This is a genomic window from Methylobacterium oryzae, from assembly GCF_021398735.1.
Classification (GTDB): Bacteria; Pseudomonadota; Alphaproteobacteria; order Rhizobiales; family Beijerinckiaceae; genus Methylobacterium.
On sequence record NZ_CP090349.1, the window covers coordinates 2,908,273 to 2,923,937 of the forward strand.

Genomic DNA, 15,665 nt, shown 5'->3' on the forward strand with positions numbered 1-15,665 from the left:
GGGAATCGTGATCCGACCCGCGGCCTCGCATCCGGCCCCGAAGCGCACGTCCCTCACCGCCGCCGCGCTCGTCGCCACCGTCGGCGTGGCGCTCGCCGGCCCAGCCGGCCAAGCCGGCATCGACGCGCCCACGACGCCGCCGGCCACGCAGCCCGCGCCGCCGGCGAGCGACGCCGCCCTCTCGACCGCCCAGGTCCGGGGCGCGCAGGCCGTGAAGGCGAGCGACCCTGTCGCGGCCGACGCCCTGAAGCTCGATCCGGTCCACGCCTCGAGCGGCGACGACAAGGGCGAGGAGCCCGCCCGGACGCTGCCGGCCGCGGCCTCGGCCTACGCCTCCGCCGACCCCGACGCCCCGGTGGCCTTCCCGCTGCCGGACGCCGCGGTCACCCCGGCGGCCCCGGTGCCCGAGGTGCCGGATCCCGCGCGCCCGAAGATCTCCGGCGACACCGACCCGACGCTGCTGCGCGGCGCCATCGACCTCTACCGCAAGGGCCGCGTCGCCGACGGCGACCGGATGCGCGACGGCTTCACCGACCCGGCCGCGAAGGCGCTGCTCGAATGGGTGGCGATCCGCGCGGGCGCCGGGATCGGCTTCAACCGCACCGTGGCCTTCGTCCGGGCCAATCCGGACTGGCCGGCCGGCCCGCTGCTGCGCCGCCGGGCCGAGGAGGCGCTGCTCTCCGAGAAGAAGGCGCCCGCGACGGTCCGGGCCTACTTCGCCACGGCGAAGCCGGTGAGCGCGCCGGGCAAGTTCGCCTTGGCGCTGGCCCTGCGCGCCGACGGCTGCGACGCCGACGCCGCCGAGATGGTCCGAGACCTCTGGCGCACCGAGAGCTTCGGGCGGAGCCTGGAAGCGAAGGTGCTCGACGCCTTCCCGGACGCGCTGACCCGGGTCGACCACCGCTACCGGATGGAGCGGGCGCTCCTGAAGGACGACTGGGAGAGCGCCGGCCGGGCCGCCGGCTACGCGGGCGGCGCCTATGCCAGCCTCGTGCGCGCCCGCCGGGCCGTGGAGGACAAGTCCTCCGGCGCCGCTTCCGCGCTCGCCGCGGTGCCGCCGTCGCTGCGCAGCGACGCGTCCTACATCTTCTCCCGGGCGCAGTATTTCCGCCGGGCCGACAAGCCCGAAGCCGCCGCCGCCGTGCTCGCGACGGCGCCGAGCAACCCGGACGTGCTGGTCGACGGCGACGAGTGGTGGATCGAGCGCCGGATCGTGGCGCGCAAGCTCCTCGACCTCGGCGATGCCAAGACCGCCTACGCGGTGGCGAGCCAGCCGGCGGCGCGCTCGCCCGAGAAGCGCATCGAGGCCGAGTTCCACGCCGGCTGGATCGCGCTCCGCTTCGCCGGCGATCCCGCCGCCGCCGCGCAGCATTTCGCCCGGGTGGCGGCGATCGCCGAGAGCCCGATCTCGGTGGCGCGGGCCGCCTACTGGCAGGGACGGGCGGCCGAGGCGCTCGGCCAGTCGGAGGAGGCGAAGCGCTTCTACGAGCGCGCCGCCCTGCAGCCGATCGCCTATTACGGCCAGGTGGCCCGGGCCCGGCTCGGCCAGACCAGCCTGCCCCTGCGGGCGCCGGCCGACCTCGAGGGCGCGGAGCGCCAGGCCTTCGACGGGCGGCTCTCCATCCGCGCCCTGCGCCTGCTCGGCGAGGCCGGGATCAAGGAGCTGGCCCTGCCGCTCTACATCGACGCCGCCCGGGACCTCTCGGACCCGCGCGAGCTCCAGGCGCTCGGCGACCTCGCCACCGACATGAAGGACGCCCGCGCCCTGGTGGCGATCGGCAAGCTCGCGGTCCAGCGCGGCCTGCCGCTCGACGCCCACGCCTACCCGACGATCGGGATCCCCACCTACGAGACCTTCACGGCGGTCCCGCAGGTCGAGCGGGCCATGGTCTACGCCATCGCCCGCCAGGAGAGCCAGTTCGACCCGCGCGCCCAGTCGGGCGTCGGCGCCAGGGGGCTGATGCAGATGATGCCGGCCACCGCCCAGCGCACCGCCCGCCGGGTCTCGACCGCCTTCGACGTCGACCGCCTGACCAGCGATCCCGCCTACTGCGCGAGGCTCGGCCAGGCCCATCTCGGCGAGCTGATGGAGGATTGGCGCGGCTCCTACGTGCTCGCCTTCGCCTCCTACAACGCGGGCGGCGGCAACGTGAAGAAGTGGATCGACGCCTACGGCGACCCGCGCAAGGGCGACGTCGACGTGATCGACTGGGTGGAGCGCATCCCCTTCACGGAGACGCGCAACTACGTGCAGCGGGTCATGGAGAACCTGCAGGTCTACCGCTCGCGGCTCGACAGCCGCAGCGCCCTGCTGATCGAGGGCGACCTCCACCGCGGCGCGCGGTAGCGGGCTCCTCACCGTCTTTGCGAGCGGAGCGAAGCAGAGACGAAGTTCTCGATCTGCGGCCTGCCGCCGCGACGTAACCCACACCCCAGCTCCGCCGCGGCATAGCTTTTGGTTGTGCCCTCGCTGCCTCGCTCCCTAGAAGATGGTCCGGTCCGCATTGACCGGCTCCCGAGAGCCCGCGCTGCCGAGAGGTTCCCATGCTGCGTTCGAGATCGGGTTTCGCCCTCCTGCTGAGCACCGCGCTCGCGGCCGCCGCCCCGGCCCTGGCCCAGGAGGCCTCCACCGCCGAGCAGACGATCGACGTGATGAACACGCTGTTCGGCAAGCATCCGGGCGCCCGGGCCAACCACGCCAAGGGCGTGGTCGCCGAGGGCAGCTTCACCCCGTCGCCCGAGGCGGCGAAGATCAGCAAGGCCTCCCTGTTCCAGGGGCCGGCGGTGCCGGTGACGATCCGGTTCTCGGACGCCACCGGCGTCCCGACCATCCCGGACGGCGCGGCCGACGCCAACCCGCACGGCCTCGCCCTCAAGTTCAAGCTGAGCGACGGCTCCGAGATGGACGTCGTCACGAACTCGCTGAAGTACTTCCCGGTCGCCACGGGCGAGGAGTTCCGCGACCTCCTGAAGGCCGCCGCCGAGAGCGGCCCGAACGCGGCCCATCCGACCGCGCTGGAGCGCTTCGCCGCCGCCCACCCGGCCGCCGCCACCGCGGGCGGGACCGCCAGGACCCCGTCGAGCCTCGCACGGCAGACCTACAACGGCGTCAACGCCTTCATCCTGGTGGACGCGGCCGGCAAGCGGCAGCCGTTCCGGTTCCGCTTCGTGCCGGTGGAGGGCGAGGAGATCCTCGCCCCCGAGGAGGCGGCCAAGCGCGATCCGAACTTCCTGATGGCCGAGATCGGCCCGCGGGTCGCCAAGACTCCGGCGAGGTTCCGGATGCTGGCCCAGCTCGCCGAGCCGGGTGACCCCACCAACGACGCCACCAAGCCCTGGCCGGACGACCGGAAGACGGTCGATCTCGGCACCGTGACGGTGAGCAAGGTCGTGCCCGACAGCGCCGAGGCCGAGAAGGCGCTGCTGTTCATGCCGAACAACCTGACCGACGGGATCGAGGTTTCGGACGACCCGCTGATCGACGCCCGCGTCCAGGCCTACGCGGTCTCGTTCAGCCGCCGCTCGCAGTAGCGCGGCCCGGCCGGACGGAGTCTCCGACCCGTCGCCTCATCCCGAGGTGCCGGAGCGGATCAGCGGCCCGTCCCGGCCTTCGGGGCGGAGGGCGGCTTCGCGCCGCCCGGCTGCCCCTTGCTCTCGACCGGGCCCGTGCGGGCGCCGTCCCGGGTGGCGCCGGTGCCGCTGAGGCCGCCCGCGCCCATGCTGGTCGTGCGGGCGCCGGCATCCTGGCCGGCCTTGCCCCGGCCCTCGGCGGCGTGAACGGTCCCCGTCGCGCCGGCGAGGAGGACGGCGAGCAGCGTCGTACGGGTCAGGATCCTCATGGGGCCTCCGCGGGTCCACCGCCGCCCGGGCGGGCTCTCCGGTCCAACCGGGCGCGCCCGGGAGCGTTCCCGTGAGGACGGGGCGTCACCCGGCGGCGCGCAGGCCCGCGGCGGCGCGGCGGCCCCGCCGCTCGGCGGGATCCTGGAACACCCCCGACCACAGGCCGAGGCGGCGCCCCCAGGCCCGGTCCGCCGCGGGCGCGTAGTCCGGCGCGAGGTCCCGGTCGGGCAGGGCGAGGCCCTGCGCCACCATCCAGGCCCCGAGATCCGCCTCGCCGACCCGGCAGAGCGCCGCGCCCGCCTCGCCCCGCGGCTCGCAGGTGACGGCCGCCCCGCCGATCCGGTCGGCGAGCGCCCGGGCGGCGTCGCGGCCGCACGGGTAGGGCCGGTCCCGGGCGTCCGCGCAGGTCGCGTCGGCCTCCGGCGCGGCGATCCCGAACAGGCTCACCGGCCGTCCGCCGACGCGCAGCGTCCCGCCGTCGATCACCTGGGCGGGGCCGCGCAGGATCTCGCCGGCCCGCGCGGGGCCGTGCCAGCCGAGGCCGCCCGCCACGAGCGCGGCGAGGAGCGGCAGGCGCGAGCGGTCGCCCCTGTCGTCCGGGCAGAGGAGGGTGCCGGCGAGGCCGGCCGCGCAGGCGAGGAGGATACCGACGTAGAGCGACATGGTCTCAGGTCTCCGGAAGGGCTATGGCGGCCCTTGTGCCGAAGCCCCGCCCCGCGACCCTGACGCCGGCTGTCAGCGTCCCGTCAGGCGGCGCGGCCTAGCCTGCGCCCGCATGAGCCCGTTCCCGCCCCGCCGCCTCGTTCTCGCCCTCGGCCTGCTGGCCACCCTCGCGGGCGGGCCCCTGCACGCCTCCGAGGATGCCGACCGGGCCCGCCGGGCCCTGGAGAGCGGCGAGATCCGCCCCCTCGACGCGGTGCTGGCGGCGGCCCGGGCGGCGGTGCCGGGGGACGTCGTGTCGGTCGACCTCAAGCACGACGACGGGCACTGGCTGTACAAGCTGCGCATCCTCGGGCCCGACGGGAAGCGCCGGACCGTGAAGGTCGATGCCGGCACGCTCAAGATCCTGGACGAGGACGACGATGATTGAGGAGGCCGGCCCGTGCGCGTCCTGATCGTCGAGGACGAGCCGCGCATCGCGGCGGACATCCGGCAGGGCCTGGAGAGGGCCGGCTACGTCGCCGACGTGGTGGCGGACGGCGAGGCGGCGTGGTTCCGCGCCGAGACCGAGACGTACGACGCCATGGTGCTGGATCTCGGCCTGCCGCGCCTCGACGGGCTCGGCGTGCTGCGCCGCCTGCGCGCCGCCGACATCACCCTGCCTGTCCTGATCCTGACCGCCCGCGACGGCTGGCGCGAGCGCGTCGAGGGCATCGACGCCGGCGCCGACGACTACCTCGCCAAGCCGTTCCGCATGGAGGAGCTGGTCGCGCGGCTGCGGGCGATCCTGCGGCGCACCGCCGGCCACGCCGCGCCGGTGCTGCGCGCCGGCACGGTCGAGCTCGACACCCGCACCCGCGCGGTCAGCGTCGACGGCAGGCCCACGGAGCTGACCGCCCTGGAATACCGGCTGCTGGCCTTCCTGCTGCACCGGCAGGGGCAGGTCGTGCCGGCGGGCGAGCTGCTCGACCACCTTCACGGCGTCGGGACCGAGCGCGAGGCCAACGCCCTGGAGGCGCTCCTGACGCGCCTGCGGCGCAAGATCGGGCCGGGGGTGATCGAGACCCGCCGCGGCCAGGGCTACCTGATTGCCGGACCGGACGGACCGTGAGGCGCGACTCCCTCCGCCTGCGGCTCGGCCTCGCGGCGGCCGCGCTGATCGCGCTGGCGCTGGTGCTCGCCGGGATCGGCCTCACGGTGATCCTCGACCGGGTGCTCGACGCCCGCACCGTCGCGGATCTGGACCGGACCGCCAAGCTCATCGCCGGCCGGGTGGGCCTCGCGCCGGACGGGACGCCGACCCTGTCCCGGGACCTGCCGGACCCGCGCTTCGCCACGCCCTACGGCGGCCTGTACTGGCAGGTCGAGGCGGGATCGCGCGCGCTGCGCTCGCGCTCCCTCTGGGACAGGAGCCTCGATCTGGGACCGGCCGGGGCGGGCGCGCAGGCCCCCGCGACCCTCGACACGACCGGGCCCGACGGCGGCCGGCTCATCGCGGTGGTGCGGCCGCTGCAGATCGGCGCGCCGGGCGCCGAGACCGCGCTGCGGGTCGCGGTGGCGGAGGACCGGCGCGGCCTCGCGGCGAGCCGGACCACGTTCCTGCGCCTGCTCGTCCCGGCGCTCGTCGCCCTGTTCGTCGTCCTGACCCTGGCGATGGGCCTGTTCGTGCACCGGGCGCTCGGCCCGTTCCGGGTGCTGCAGGCGGAGCTCCTGGCGGTCCATGCCGGGCGGCGGGCGCGGCTTCCGGAGCAGTTCCCCGACGAGGTCCGGCCGCTGGTCACCGATCTCAACCGGCTGCTCGACGCGCAGGAGCGCGCCCTGATCCGCGCCCGCGACGCCGCCGCCGACATGGCCCACGGCCTCAAGACGCCGCTGGCGGTGCTGGACGCGCTGGCGCGCCGGACCGGGTCGGCCGACCCGGCGCTGGCGGCCGAGATCGCCGAGCAGGCGCGGGCCATGGGCGGGCAGGTGGAGCGGGCGCTGGCCCGGGCGCGGGTCGCGGCCGGGGGCGACCTGCGGCGGCGGTCCTGCCCGGTCGCCCCGGTGGCGGAACGCCTCGTCGCGACCCTGCGGCGGCTGCCGGAGGGCGGGTCCCTCGACTGGGCCGTGGCGGTGCCCGGGACCCTCGCCTATCCGGGCGAGGAGGGCGAGCTGATGGAGGTGCTGGGCAACCTCCTCGACAATGCCCGGAAGTGGGCGCACCGGCGGGTCCGGATCACCGGGACGGAAGCCGGGACGGACGCCGGCCAGCCGGGCCTCGCCGTCGAGGATGACGGCCCCGGCATGAGCGCCGCGGCCATCGCGGGGATCGGGCGCGGCCAGCGCTGGGACGAGAGCCGGCCGGGCACCGGGTTCGGCATCGCCATCGCCCGCGACGTCGCCGAGGCCGCCGGCGCCCGGCTCGATTTCGGCCGCTCGGCGCTGGGCGGCCTGCGAGCGGAGCTGCGCTGGCCGGGCGGGTAGGGCGAGCCAGGCGCCTCCCAATTCGCGCCCTCATCCTGAGATGCTGGAGCGAAGCGCAGGCCTCGAAGGCGGGCTCCAGGGATCGCGCGGCCGGCTGGACCCCTCCTTCGAGCCCCGCTTCGCGGTCACCTCAGGATGAGGGGATGGCTGGGAGGACCCGGTGTGCGCGTCGGGAACCACACGCTCACCGCCCCCGCTCCGCACCCGCGCCCGCCCGGCTCAGCCGCATCAGCCGCGCGCTCAGGGCGCGGGCGCAGGCCGCGGTGCCGCGGCCCTCGGTGGCGATCGTCAGGTCCGGCCGCTCCGGCGCCTCGTAGGGCGCCGAGATGCCGGTGAAGCCCGGGATGCGGCCGGCGCGGGCCAGCCGGTAGAGGCCCTTCGGGTCCCGGGCCTCGCACAGGCCCAGCGGCGTGTCGACGAACACCTCCAGGAACGGGATGTCGCCGGCGATCCGGCGCGCCAGCGCCCGGTCGGCCCGGTAGGGCGAGATCAGCGAGACGATCACCACCGTCCCCGCCTCGGCCATCAGCCGCGCCACCTCGGCGGTGCGCCGGACGTTCTCGGCGCGGTCCTCCGGCGAGAAGGCGAGGTCGGCGTTGAGCCCGTGGCGCAGGTTGTCGCCGTCGAGGACGGCGCTGTGCCGGCCGCCCGCCACCAGGGTCCGGTCGGCCTCCGCCGCCAGCGTCGACTTCCCGGCCCCCGACAGGCCGGTCAGCCACGCGATCACCGGCACCTGGCCGAGGCGCGCCCAGCGCGCCTCCCGCGCCTGGAGGGGGTGCCAGGTCACGGGGCCCGGAGGGAGGCCGGCCGGAACCGTCTGCGGGATCTTCTGCACGACGCACATATCCACCGCCTGGTCACACGCCTGGGGCGGCGTCCGCGCGGGCGGCCGCCGGTTCTCGGACATCGACACGCGCGGGCCCCTACGGCACGCGCCAGACCGGGTAGCCGACGGCCTCGCCGAGGCGCTCCCGGCACTCCTCCAGGATGTGGGCCGTCCGCCGCCGCCACGCGGGCGGGGACCGGAAGGCGGCCCGCGCCGCCGCCGCCCGCACCAGCGCCTCGACCGCGGCCTCCGTCTCGGGCGCGACCGGCCCGGCGGCGAGCTCGTTCGGCGGGGCGGCGGGCGCGGCCGCGATCACCGCGTCCCAGCTCTGCCCCCAGCAGGCGGCGGCGAAGCGCGCGTTCCCGGCCGCGTAGCGCGCCGCGACGCGGGCCAGCCCCTCCGGGGCGGCGCCGCGGAACCGCTCCGCGTCGAGCCCCCGCGCCCAGGCCCAGTCGTCGAGGACGTGGCCGAGCAGCCGGCGATGCCCGGTCACCTGACGGTGCACGCCGAGCCGGTACAGGCGGCGCGACGCCTCGACCGCGACCGGCCCGGAACTCCGGTTGGTACGGTAGGCGAGGTCGGCCGGGCCGAGGAGCGGCGCGAGGCGCTCGCCCAGCCCGAGCCCGTCGACCAGCCGCGCCAGCAGCGGCGCGTCGGACCGCCGGTCGCGGTACGGCAGGGCGGTGACGCGCCCCGCGGCGGCGCGGCGCCAGGGCTCGAGCCGGTCCGCGTAGTCGTAGCGCCGGGACCCGCCCTCGGAACGCAGGAAGCCGCGGAACGTGCGGCCCTCGGCGACGACCTGCGCCCGCAGGGCGTAGGCCGAGGCCAGCTGCTCGGCCTGCGGCTTGACCACGAGCGCCGCCTCCAGGGCGAAGCCGCGGCGCGCGAACAGGTCGGACAGGATCTCGGGAACGCGCCAGAACGGGCGCTGGACGGAGAAGTCCTCGTAGGAGAGCAGGACCGTGTCGGCCGGCGTGGCGGCCAGGATCGCGTCGAGCCGCGCGAGGGCCTCGCGGCGCTCCGCGGCGCCGCGGCGCCGGTCCAGCGCCTGGCCGAGCCGGTAGTGGTTGACGTCGTCGCTGCCGGGGGCGCCCGGCGGGGCGAGGTTCGGGTAGCAGATCCCGGCCGCGGCGAGGCGGGGGCGCAGGCGGGCCAGCACCTCCTGGAACGCGGTGGAGCCGGTTCGGGGCATCCCGATGTGAACGATCGCGCGGCGCACGTGTCCTGTCGACCCTGCTGGAATTCGCGGTTGCGGCAAGTCTTCCGCGCAGCCGGGCACAGTCCACGACCCCTCGTGGACGCGCACGTCTCGGGATGAACGCCGGACGAATCCGTAATCACGGTCCGATCACGGGAACGCGACCAGAAATAGCCAAGCTCCGTTTCTGCTCTATTTCAGACGGATTGCGGAATCGCCGGGCCGGGGCGCCGCGGGTGCGCCCGGGAGAGACAGCGCCGCGCGGCGACCCTCGAGCGCCGGACAACAGCGGCGCGATGCTGGGGCCGCTTCCGATCGTGTTGCAACGGTTGGGAAGGACGACGACCCCGGTCGAGACATCCGCGCCACGCCCCCTCTCCCGCACGGGAGAGGGGACCCGCGCCTCGTCCGGCACGGGCTCGACGCGCCACCGCCTCGCCTTGCTCGGGAGCGGTTCTAGGGCCCGGCATCCTCGCGCCGGAGCAGGAACACGCCCTGCGCGCCGAACAGGTTCCAGACCCACCAGGGCATGGAGAACCGCATCGGCCGGCCGCGGGCGTCCAGCGCCGTGGCGTGCTCGATCCGCGCGCCGATCAGGCGGCACAGGCCGACGAAGTCGCGGATCGTGCAGTGGTGGATGTTGGGCGTCTCCCACCACGCGTCCGGCATGATCTCGGTGACCGGCATCCGCCCGCGGAAGGCCAGCTCGGAGCGCACCCGCCAGTGCCCGAAATTCGGGAACGAGATGATCACCTGCCGGCCGATGCGCAGCAGGTGCTCCAGCACCACCCGGGGATTGCGGGTCGCCTGGATGGTCTGGGACAGGACCACGACGTCGAAGGCCCCGTCCGGGTAGTTGGCGAGGTCGGTGTCGGCGTCGCCCTGGATCACCGACAGGCCCCGGGCGAGGCAGGCGTTCACGCCCTCGCGGGACAGCTCGATCCCGCGCCCGTCGATGGCGCGGCGGTCGCGCAGCAGCGCCAGCAGCGAGCCGTCGCCGCAGCCGATGTCGAGCACCCGGGCGCCGGCCGGGACGAGGCCGAGCACGACGAGGTGGTCGACGCGGGCGCCGCCGCCCTCGGCCGCGTGGGGCAGGGCGTCCGCGCCCTCCCAGGGGGCGCCGTGGCGGACCTTGCCCAAGGAGATCTTGCCCAGGGGCAGCTTGCCGAAGGTCATCTTGCCGGGCCCGCCGCTCGCCATCCGCGTCACAGCCCGCGCGCCCGGGCGGCGGCGTCGATGAAGCCGCGGGCCGCGGAGAACATCGCCGGCTCGTCGAGCAGGAAGGCGTCGTGGCCCTTGTCGCTCTCGACCTCCACGAAGGCCACCGGCGCCGCAGCGGCGTTGAGCGCGTGGACGATCGCCCGGGAGTCGCGGGTCGGGAACAGCCAGTCCGAGGTGAACGAGATCACGCAGAAGCGGGTCTTGGTGCCCCGGAAGGCGTTGGCGAGCACGCCGCCGTGGTCCTCGGCGAGGTCGAAATAGTCCATCGCCCGGGTCAGGTAGAGGTAAGCGTTGGCGTCGAACCGCTCGACGAAGCTCAGGCCCTGGTGGCGCAGGTAGCTCTCGATCTGGAAATCGGCGTTGAACGAGAAGGTCGGCGCCGTGCCGCCCTGGAAGCGCCGGCCGAACTTCCGGTGCAGCGCCGGCTCGGACAGGTAGGTGATGTGCGCGCCCATCCGGGCGACGCCGAGCCCCTTGGCGGGCCGGGTGCCCGCCTCGAGGTAGCGCCCGTCCGCCCAGGCGGGGTCGGCCATGATCGCCTGCCGGCCGACCTCGTGGAAGGCGATGTTCTGCGCCGAGTGGCGGGCGCCGGTGGCGATCGGCATCGCGGCGAAGACGCGCTCGGGATAGAGCGCCGCCCATTGCAGCACCTGCATCCCGCCCATCGAGCCGCCGATGCACAGGAACAGGTCCCGGATGCCGAGATGCTCCAGCAGCATTGCCTGGGCCCGGACCATGTCGCGGATCGTCACCAGCGGGAAGTTCAGCCCGTAGGGCCGCCCCGTCGCCGGGTCGATCGAGGCCGGGCCGGTGGAGCCCATGCACGAGCCGATGACGTTCGAGCAGACGACGAAGTAGCGGTCCGTGTCGATCGGCTTGCCGGGGCCGACCAGCGTCTCCCACCAGCCGGGCTTGCCGGTCACCGGGTGGGTGTGGGCGAAGTACTGGTCGCCGGTCAGCGCGTGGCAGATCAGGACCGCGTTCGAGCGCGCGGCGTTGAGCGTGCCGGCGGTCTGGTAGGCGATCTGGAAGGGCGCGAGCTCGACGCCCGCGTCGGTGAGCAGGGGCGTGTCGGCGGCGAAGCGCGCCACCGGGCTCCTCGGGTCGAGCGCCTGCGAGCGCTCGGACGCGCGCCGCGCCGGCTCGTCGATCGGGTCCGGCCTCAGGGCCGTGTCCGTTTGGGTGTCCATGGCGGGTCTTGACGACCGTGTATCGGTTCGGATCCGAACCGGGAGAGCACGGGATCGCCTGACGCGCCGCACTCGCCCGACGCGGCCAGCCCCGCCGAGGTAATGCGCGGGGGGCCGAGCGTCAACGCGGGCGGGCCGGACGGTCAGGCCCGGTCGGGTCGCTCACGCGATCGGGGCGGCCATCACGGCGAGCCCCAGGGCGGGCAGGCCGAGCGCGAGGGCGGCCCGGGCATCCAGACGGTCCGCGCGGACGCCCGCCCGCCAGTGCCGGCTCGCCGCGCTCTCGATCAGCATGCCGGCGAGCACGAGACCGCAGCCGATCAGGGCCTGCATCGAAACCATGGGAACCTCGCCCGGACAGCCGCGCGACCGGGGGCGCCGCGCGTCTCGGCGCGCCCCCGGTTGCCGCTGGGAAAGTCCGTCCGGTGTCTGACGGTTCCTCGCCGACGCCTCAGCCGGCGCCTCAGCGCATGGCGGCCGCGCAGGCCGCGAAGACCAGGGCGGCGCCGGCGGCCGTGATGCAGCCGTTGGCCCAGGGCGCCGCCTCGGCGCGCCGCAGGCGGCAATCCGCGGCGACCGAAACGAGGATCCCGATCAGGAAGAGGCTGCAGGGGATCAGGTCACCGGGCATCGTCGATCCATCCAGGGGTTGCGGGTCGGGGCACGCCCGACGCGCCCCTGTTCTCCCGGTTCAACAGGCCGAAACGTGGCGAGTGCCCCGCGGCATTTGCGCGTCGCCGATTTGCCGCGGCGCCCCGGATGGATCGCGCTGGTTGAAGTCCCGCCGATGAAGTCCCGCCGATCAGGTCCTGGCCGAGGCCGGCCGGGTGTCGAAATCCTCCGGGCCCAGATCGAGGAGGTCGTTGGGGGTCTCGGTGCGGTCGTAGGCCTGGCTCGCCGCGGCCTCGATCACCGGCTGATTGCGGGCGAACAGCTCCAGGGGGGCGAGGTCGGCGCCGCCGAACTGCTGGCGCAGCACGGGAACCGGGACCTCGACCGCGATCACCCGCTGGCCGTTCGTCATGGCGAAGCGGATCAGCGAGTCGTCGGCGGGGAGGATGTGGGCGCCGCCGTCCAGGTAGCGTTCGAGGGGCATGCGGGGATCCTTCGTGTTGGGCGCCTTTCGGCGGAGCGCCGGCATACAGGCACGACTCCGTGGGGCCGGACAAGTCGCCCCGGCAGGGTCGGGCCGCCACCTCCGGAGTCGGCCCCGGGTTCACCGGCCGAGGAAATGCTGTAGACGGGCGCGGAACCGACCGAACCCCGCGCATCCCGAGTCGCACCGCAATGTCCGCCCCCCGACCCGCCCGTCCGGAACCGCGTCCCGGCGTCCTGGCGATCGACACCTACGTGCCCGGCAAGAGCGGGCGGCCCGGGGGCGGCAAGGTCTACAAGCTGTCCTCCAACGAGACGCCCCTCGGCCCGAGCCCGGCGGCGCTGGCCGCCCTCCACGCGGCGACTTCCAAGCTCGAGACCTACCCGGACGGGCGCGCCACGGTGCTGCGCACCGCCATCGCCCGGCGCTACGGGCTCGACCCCGAGCGGATCGTCTGCGGCGCGGGCTCGGACGAGCTCCTGTCGCTGCTGGCCTACGCGTATGGCGGGCCGGGCACCGAGGGGATCTACTCGGAGCACGGATTCCTCGTCTACCGGATCGCCATCCTGGCCTCGGGCGGCGAGCCCGTGGTCGCGCCCGAGCGCGACCTCACCGTCGACGTCGACGCGATCCTGGCCCGGGTCACCGACCGGACCCGGATCGTCTACGTCACGAACCCCAACAACCCGACCGGCACCTACCTGCCCTTCGACGAGATCCGCCGCCTCCACGCCGGCCTGCCGCCGCACGTGCTGCTGGTGATCGACGGCGCCTACGCCGAGTACGTCCGCGCGAACGACTACTCGGCCGGGCTCGAGCTGGCCCTCGAGGCCGAGAACGTCGTGATGACCCGCACCTTCTCGAAGATCCACGGCCTCGCCTCCGTGCGGATCGGCTGGATGGTCGCGCCGGCGCACGTGGCGGACGCGGTCAACCGGATCCGGGGCCCGTTCAACGTCTCGGGCCCGGCGATCGCCGCGGGCTCGGCCGCCATCGCCGACGAGGCGCACATGGCTGCCGCCGCCGCCCACAATGCCGAGTGGCTGCCGAAGCTCACCGAGGGCGCCCGCGCGCTCGGCCTGGAGGTCACGCTGAGCGTCGCGAACTTCCTGCTGATCCACTTCCCCGACGCGCCGGGCCGCTCGGCGGAGGACGCGGACGCGTTCCTGACCGAGCGCGGCCTCATCACCCGGCGGGTCACCGCCTACGGCCTGCCCAACGCCCTGCGGGTGACGGTCGCCGGGGCCGAGGCGAACAAAGCCTTCCTGGCCGCGCTCGGCGACTTCGTGCGGGGCCGGCATGGCTGAGACGTCCGTGGCCGGGGCGCCCGGGACCGAGGCGCCCGCTATCGGCCGCCTCGCCATCGTCGGCCTCGGGCTGATCGGCTCCTCGATCGCCCGGGCGGCGCGCCGCTACGGCCTCGCCCGGACCATCGTGGCGGTGGACCGCGACGCGGCCGTGCGCGCCCGGGTGCGCGAGCTCGGCATCGCCGACGTCGTCACGGGCGACCCGGCGGAGGGCGCCGCCGGCACCGACCTCGTCATCCTGTGCGTGCCGGTGGGCGCGATCGGGGCGGCGGCGGCCGAGATGGCGCCGCATCTCAAGCCCGGCGCGATCGTGTCGGATGTCGGCTCGGTGAAGGGCGCCGTGGTGGCGGCGGTCCGGCCGCACCTGCCCGAGGGCGTCGCGCTGGTCCCCGGGCACCCGATCGCCGGGACCGAGTTCTCGGGGCCGGACGCGGGCTTCGCGACCCTGTTCCAGGGCCGCTGGTGCATCCTGACCCCGCCCGAGGGCACCGATCCGGCGGCGATCGAGACCGTCCGCGCCCTGTGGGCGGGGATGGGCGCCGACGTCGAGACGATGAGCGCCGAGCACCACGACCACGTGCTCGCCATCACCAGCCACCTGCCGCACCTGATCGCCTACAACATCGTCGGCACCGCGGCCGACCTCGAGGCGGCGACGCAGTCCGAGGTGATCAAGTTCTCGGCGAGCGGGTTCCGCGACTTCACCCGCATCGCGGCGTCGGACCCGACCATGTGGCGGGACATCTTCCTCAACAACCGCGAGGCGGTGCTGGAGATGCTCGGCCGGTTCAACGAGGACCTGTCGGCGCTCGCCAAGGCGGTGCGCTGGGGCGACGGCGACGCGCTCCACGCGATGTTCACCCGCACCCGGGCGATCCGGCGCAGCATCGTGGCGCAGGGCCAGGAGACCGCGGCCCCGGATTTCGGCCGGCCGCGTCCGCCGGAGGAATAGGGAAGGCAGCGGACCGACCCTCACACGGACTGGGTCCCTCAGCGCCGTCTTTGCGAGCGCAGCGAAGCAATCCAGGGTGGCTCTACGCTGTGGGGGATGTCGCGCTGCCCTGGGTCGCTTCGCTGCGCTCGCGATGACGGGGAGCGCTCAAGCCGGCGGGCGGTTGACCAGCACCGGCTGCGCGGCCGTCCGCTCCGGGAACAGCTGCTTCAGGGCCTCGAGCTTCGGCGCGTCGTTGGCGGCGATGTACGGGTGGCCGGGGTGCAGGGCCATGAAGTCCTGGTGGTAGCCTTCCGCCGGGTAGAACGCGGCGCCCGGCTCGATCCGGGTGGCGACCGGCCGCGCGTAGGCCTGGGCCGCGTCGAGCTGGGCGATGTAGGCCCCGGCCACCCGCGCCTGGTCGGCGTCCTGCGGGAACAGGGCCGAGCGGTACTGGCGCCCGGCATCGGGTCCCTGGCGATCCACCTGGGTCGGGTCGAGGGCCACCGAGAAGAAGATCCGCAGCAGCTCGTCGTAGCGGATGACCGACGGGTCGTAGGTGACCGACACGGCCTCGGCGTGGCCGGTCCCGCCGCCGCTCACGGTGCGGTAATCGGCCTCCGCGCGGGTGCCGCCGGCGTAGCCCGACACCGCGCCGCTCACCCCGCGCACGTGCTGGAACACCCCCTGCACGCCCCAGAAGCAGCCGCCGGCGAAGACGGCCACGCGCGGCCCCGGCGGCTCGGCGGAGCGGGTCACGGCCTCCGGCAGGCGCCGGGGCGCCTCCTCGGCGAAGGCCGGGAGCCGGGGGAGCAGGACGGCGCCCGCGAGCCCGAGCCCGAGCCCCGCCCCGAGGACCGGGCGGGAGAGGGTGCGGAACGTGTCGCGAAGGGCCATGGTCAACCTCCTGCCGGATGCTGACAGCCCGTTCGC

17 protein-coding genes are annotated in these 15,665 nt (G+C 75.1%); 7 read left to right on the plus strand and 10 right to left on the minus strand.

Features of this window, described 5'->3' with window-relative positions:
• Positions 1-7 precede the first annotated feature (7 nt).
• On the plus strand, positions 8-2,347 hold the full coding sequence (locus LXM90_RS13980; RefSeq protein WP_234082901.1) for a lytic transglycosylase domain-containing protein: 2,340 nt from the start codon (positions 8-10) through the stop codon (positions 2,345-2,347).
• A 197-nt stretch (positions 2,348-2,544) separates the two neighbouring features.
• A complete protein-coding gene (locus LXM90_RS13985; RefSeq protein ID WP_020095211.1) occupies positions 2,545-3,531 on the plus strand; it encodes a catalase family peroxidase in 987 nt (328 codons plus the stop codon).
• A 59-nt stretch (positions 3,532-3,590) separates the two neighbouring features.
• Here the strand turns inward: LXM90_RS13985 and LXM90_RS13990 are convergent, their stop codons facing one another.
• Positions 3,591-3,839 carry a hypothetical protein gene (locus LXM90_RS13990; RefSeq protein ID WP_020095212.1) on the minus strand — a complete coding sequence of 83 codons (249 nt, stop codon included), beginning with the start codon at positions 3,837-3,839 and terminating at the stop codon, positions 3,591-3,593.
• A gap of 85 nt (positions 3,840-3,924) precedes the next feature.
• The gene (locus LXM90_RS13995; RefSeq protein ID WP_020095213.1) at positions 3,925-4,503 is read right to left on the minus strand and encodes a thermonuclease family protein; all 579 of its coding nucleotides are present in this window, start codon (positions 4,501-4,503) and stop codon (positions 3,925-3,927) included.
• A gap of 112 nt (positions 4,504-4,615) precedes the next feature.
• On the opposite strand from LXM90_RS13995, the gene LXM90_RS14000 reads away from it, so the two are divergent.
• From LXM90_RS14000 to LXM90_RS14010, 3 genes are read left to right on the plus strand one after another with little or no spacing between them, the layout of a single operon-like run.
• Positions 4,616-4,930, plus strand: coding sequence for a PepSY domain-containing protein (locus tag LXM90_RS14000; protein WP_020095214.1), 315 nt, complete (start codon positions 4,616-4,618; stop codon positions 4,928-4,930).
• A gap of 12 nt (positions 4,931-4,942) precedes the next feature.
• The gene (locus LXM90_RS14005; protein WP_020095215.1) at positions 4,943-5,611 is read left to right on the plus strand and encodes a response regulator transcription factor; all 669 of its coding nucleotides are present in this window, start codon (positions 4,943-4,945) and stop codon (positions 5,609-5,611) included.
• Positions 5,608-6,963, plus strand: a complete 1,356-nt coding sequence (locus tag LXM90_RS14010; RefSeq protein WP_020095216.1) for a sensor histidine kinase — start codon at positions 5,608-5,610, stop codon at positions 6,961-6,963. The genes LXM90_RS14005 and LXM90_RS14010 overlap by 4 nt, the downstream gene beginning before the upstream one ends.
• A gap of 184 nt (positions 6,964-7,147) precedes the next feature.
• Here LXM90_RS14010 and cysC read toward each other — a convergent pair whose 3' ends face one another.
• The 7 genes from cysC to LXM90_RS14045 all read right to left on the minus strand — a co-directional run bounded on the left by cysC (position 7,148) and on the right by LXM90_RS14045 (position 12,494).
• Complete coding sequence (cysC, locus tag LXM90_RS14015; RefSeq protein WP_020095217.1) at positions 7,148-7,807, minus strand: adenylyl-sulfate kinase; 660 nt, start codon at positions 7,805-7,807, stop codon at positions 7,148-7,150.
• A gap of 79 nt (positions 7,808-7,886) precedes the next feature.
• Positions 7,887-8,981, minus strand: coding sequence for a hypothetical protein (locus LXM90_RS14020; RefSeq protein ID WP_081636534.1), 1,095 nt, complete (start codon positions 8,979-8,981; stop codon positions 7,887-7,889).
• A 462-nt stretch (positions 8,982-9,443) separates the two neighbouring features.
• The gene (metW, locus tag LXM90_RS14025; RefSeq protein WP_051123778.1) at positions 9,444-10,163 is read right to left on the minus strand and encodes a methionine biosynthesis protein MetW; all 720 of its coding nucleotides are present in this window, start codon (positions 10,161-10,163) and stop codon (positions 9,444-9,446) included.
• A gap of 29 nt (positions 10,164-10,192) precedes the next feature.
• A complete protein-coding gene (gene metX / locus LXM90_RS14030) occupies positions 10,193-11,398 on the minus strand; it encodes a homoserine O-acetyltransferase MetX (RefSeq protein ID WP_020095220.1) in 1,206 nt (401 codons plus the stop codon).
• A gap of 162 nt (positions 11,399-11,560) precedes the next feature.
• Positions 11,561-11,740: a hypothetical protein gene (locus LXM90_RS14035; protein ID WP_020095221.1), complete on the minus strand. Its 180-nt coding sequence runs from the start codon at positions 11,738-11,740 to the stop codon at positions 11,561-11,563.
• A gap of 121 nt (positions 11,741-11,861) precedes the next feature.
• The gene (locus tag LXM90_RS14040; RefSeq protein ID WP_020095222.1) at positions 11,862-12,029 is read right to left on the minus strand and encodes a hypothetical protein; all 168 of its coding nucleotides are present in this window, start codon (positions 12,027-12,029) and stop codon (positions 11,862-11,864) included.
• 171 nt (positions 12,030-12,200) lie between these two features.
• The gene (locus LXM90_RS14045; protein WP_026605255.1) at positions 12,201-12,494 is read right to left on the minus strand and encodes a hypothetical protein; all 294 of its coding nucleotides are present in this window, start codon (positions 12,492-12,494) and stop codon (positions 12,201-12,203) included.
• Positions 12,495-12,685: 191 nt separating this feature from the next.
• On the opposite strand from LXM90_RS14045, the gene LXM90_RS14050 reads away from it, so the two are divergent.
• Both LXM90_RS14050 and LXM90_RS14055 read left to right on the plus strand, forming a co-directional pair.
• A complete protein-coding gene (locus LXM90_RS14050) occupies positions 12,686-13,801 on the plus strand; it encodes a pyridoxal phosphate-dependent aminotransferase (RefSeq protein WP_234082902.1) in 1,116 nt (371 codons plus the stop codon).
• A complete protein-coding gene (locus tag LXM90_RS14055; RefSeq protein WP_042673722.1) occupies positions 13,794-14,753 on the plus strand; it encodes a prephenate/arogenate dehydrogenase family protein in 960 nt (319 codons plus the stop codon). Before LXM90_RS14050 ends, LXM90_RS14055 begins: the two co-directional genes overlap by 8 nt.
• A 147-nt stretch (positions 14,754-14,900) precedes the next feature.
• Here LXM90_RS14055 and msrA read toward each other — a convergent pair whose 3' ends face one another.
• Positions 14,901-15,629, minus strand: coding sequence for a peptide-methionine (S)-S-oxide reductase MsrA (gene msrA, locus LXM90_RS14060; RefSeq protein ID WP_020095226.1), 729 nt, complete (start codon positions 15,627-15,629; stop codon positions 14,901-14,903).
• Between the last annotated feature and the right edge of the window lie 36 nt (positions 15,630-15,665).

Excerpts from the sequence above, each read along its gene's own strand:
- msrA (WP_020095226.1), bottom strand. The coding sequence starts at position 15,629 with ATGGCCCTTCGCGACACGTTCCGCACCCTCTCCCGCCCGGTCCTCGGG.
- LXM90_RS14035 (WP_020095221.1), bottom strand. The coding sequence starts at position 11,740 with ATGGTTTCGATGCAGGCCCTGATCGGCTGCGGTCTCGTGCTCGCCGGC.
- LXM90_RS14040 (WP_020095222.1), bottom strand. The coding sequence starts at position 12,029 with ATGCCCGGTGACCTGATCCCCTGCAGCCTCTTCCTGATCGGGATCCTC.
- LXM90_RS14050 (WP_234082902.1), top strand. The coding sequence starts at position 12,686 with ATGTCCGCCCCCCGACCCGCCCGTCCGGAACCGCGTCCCGGCGTCCTG.
- LXM90_RS13990 (WP_020095212.1), bottom strand. The coding sequence starts at position 3,839 with ATGAGGATCCTGACCCGTACGACGCTGCTCGCCGTCCTCCTCGCCGGC.
- LXM90_RS13995 (WP_020095213.1), bottom strand. The coding sequence starts at position 4,503 with ATGTCGCTCTACGTCGGTATCCTCCTCGCCTGCGCGGCCGGCCTCGCC.
- LXM90_RS13985 (WP_020095211.1), top strand. The coding sequence starts at position 2,545 with ATGCTGCGTTCGAGATCGGGTTTCGCCCTCCTGCTGAGCACCGCGCTC.
- metW (WP_051123778.1), bottom strand. The coding sequence starts at position 10,163 with ATGACCTTCGGCAAGCTGCCCCTGGGCAAGATCTCCTTGGGCAAGGTC.
- cysC (WP_020095217.1), bottom strand. The coding sequence starts at position 7,807 with ATGTGCGTCGTGCAGAAGATCCCGCAGACGGTTCCGGCCGGCCTCCCT.
- LXM90_RS14000 (WP_020095214.1), top strand. The coding sequence starts at position 4,616 with ATGAGCCCGTTCCCGCCCCGCCGCCTCGTTCTCGCCCTCGGCCTGCTG.
- LXM90_RS14045 (WP_026605255.1), bottom strand. The coding sequence starts at position 12,494 with ATGCCCCTCGAACGCTACCTGGACGGCGGCGCCCACATCCTCCCCGCC.
- LXM90_RS14020 (WP_081636534.1), bottom strand. The coding sequence starts at position 8,981 with ATGCCCCGAACCGGCTCCACCGCGTTCCAGGAGGTGCTGGCCCGCCTG.
- metX (WP_020095220.1), bottom strand. The coding sequence starts at position 11,398 with ATGGACACCCAAACGGACACGGCCCTGAGGCCGGACCCGATCGACGAG.
- LXM90_RS14055 (WP_042673722.1), top strand. The coding sequence starts at position 13,794 with ATGGCTGAGACGTCCGTGGCCGGGGCGCCCGGGACCGAGGCGCCCGCT.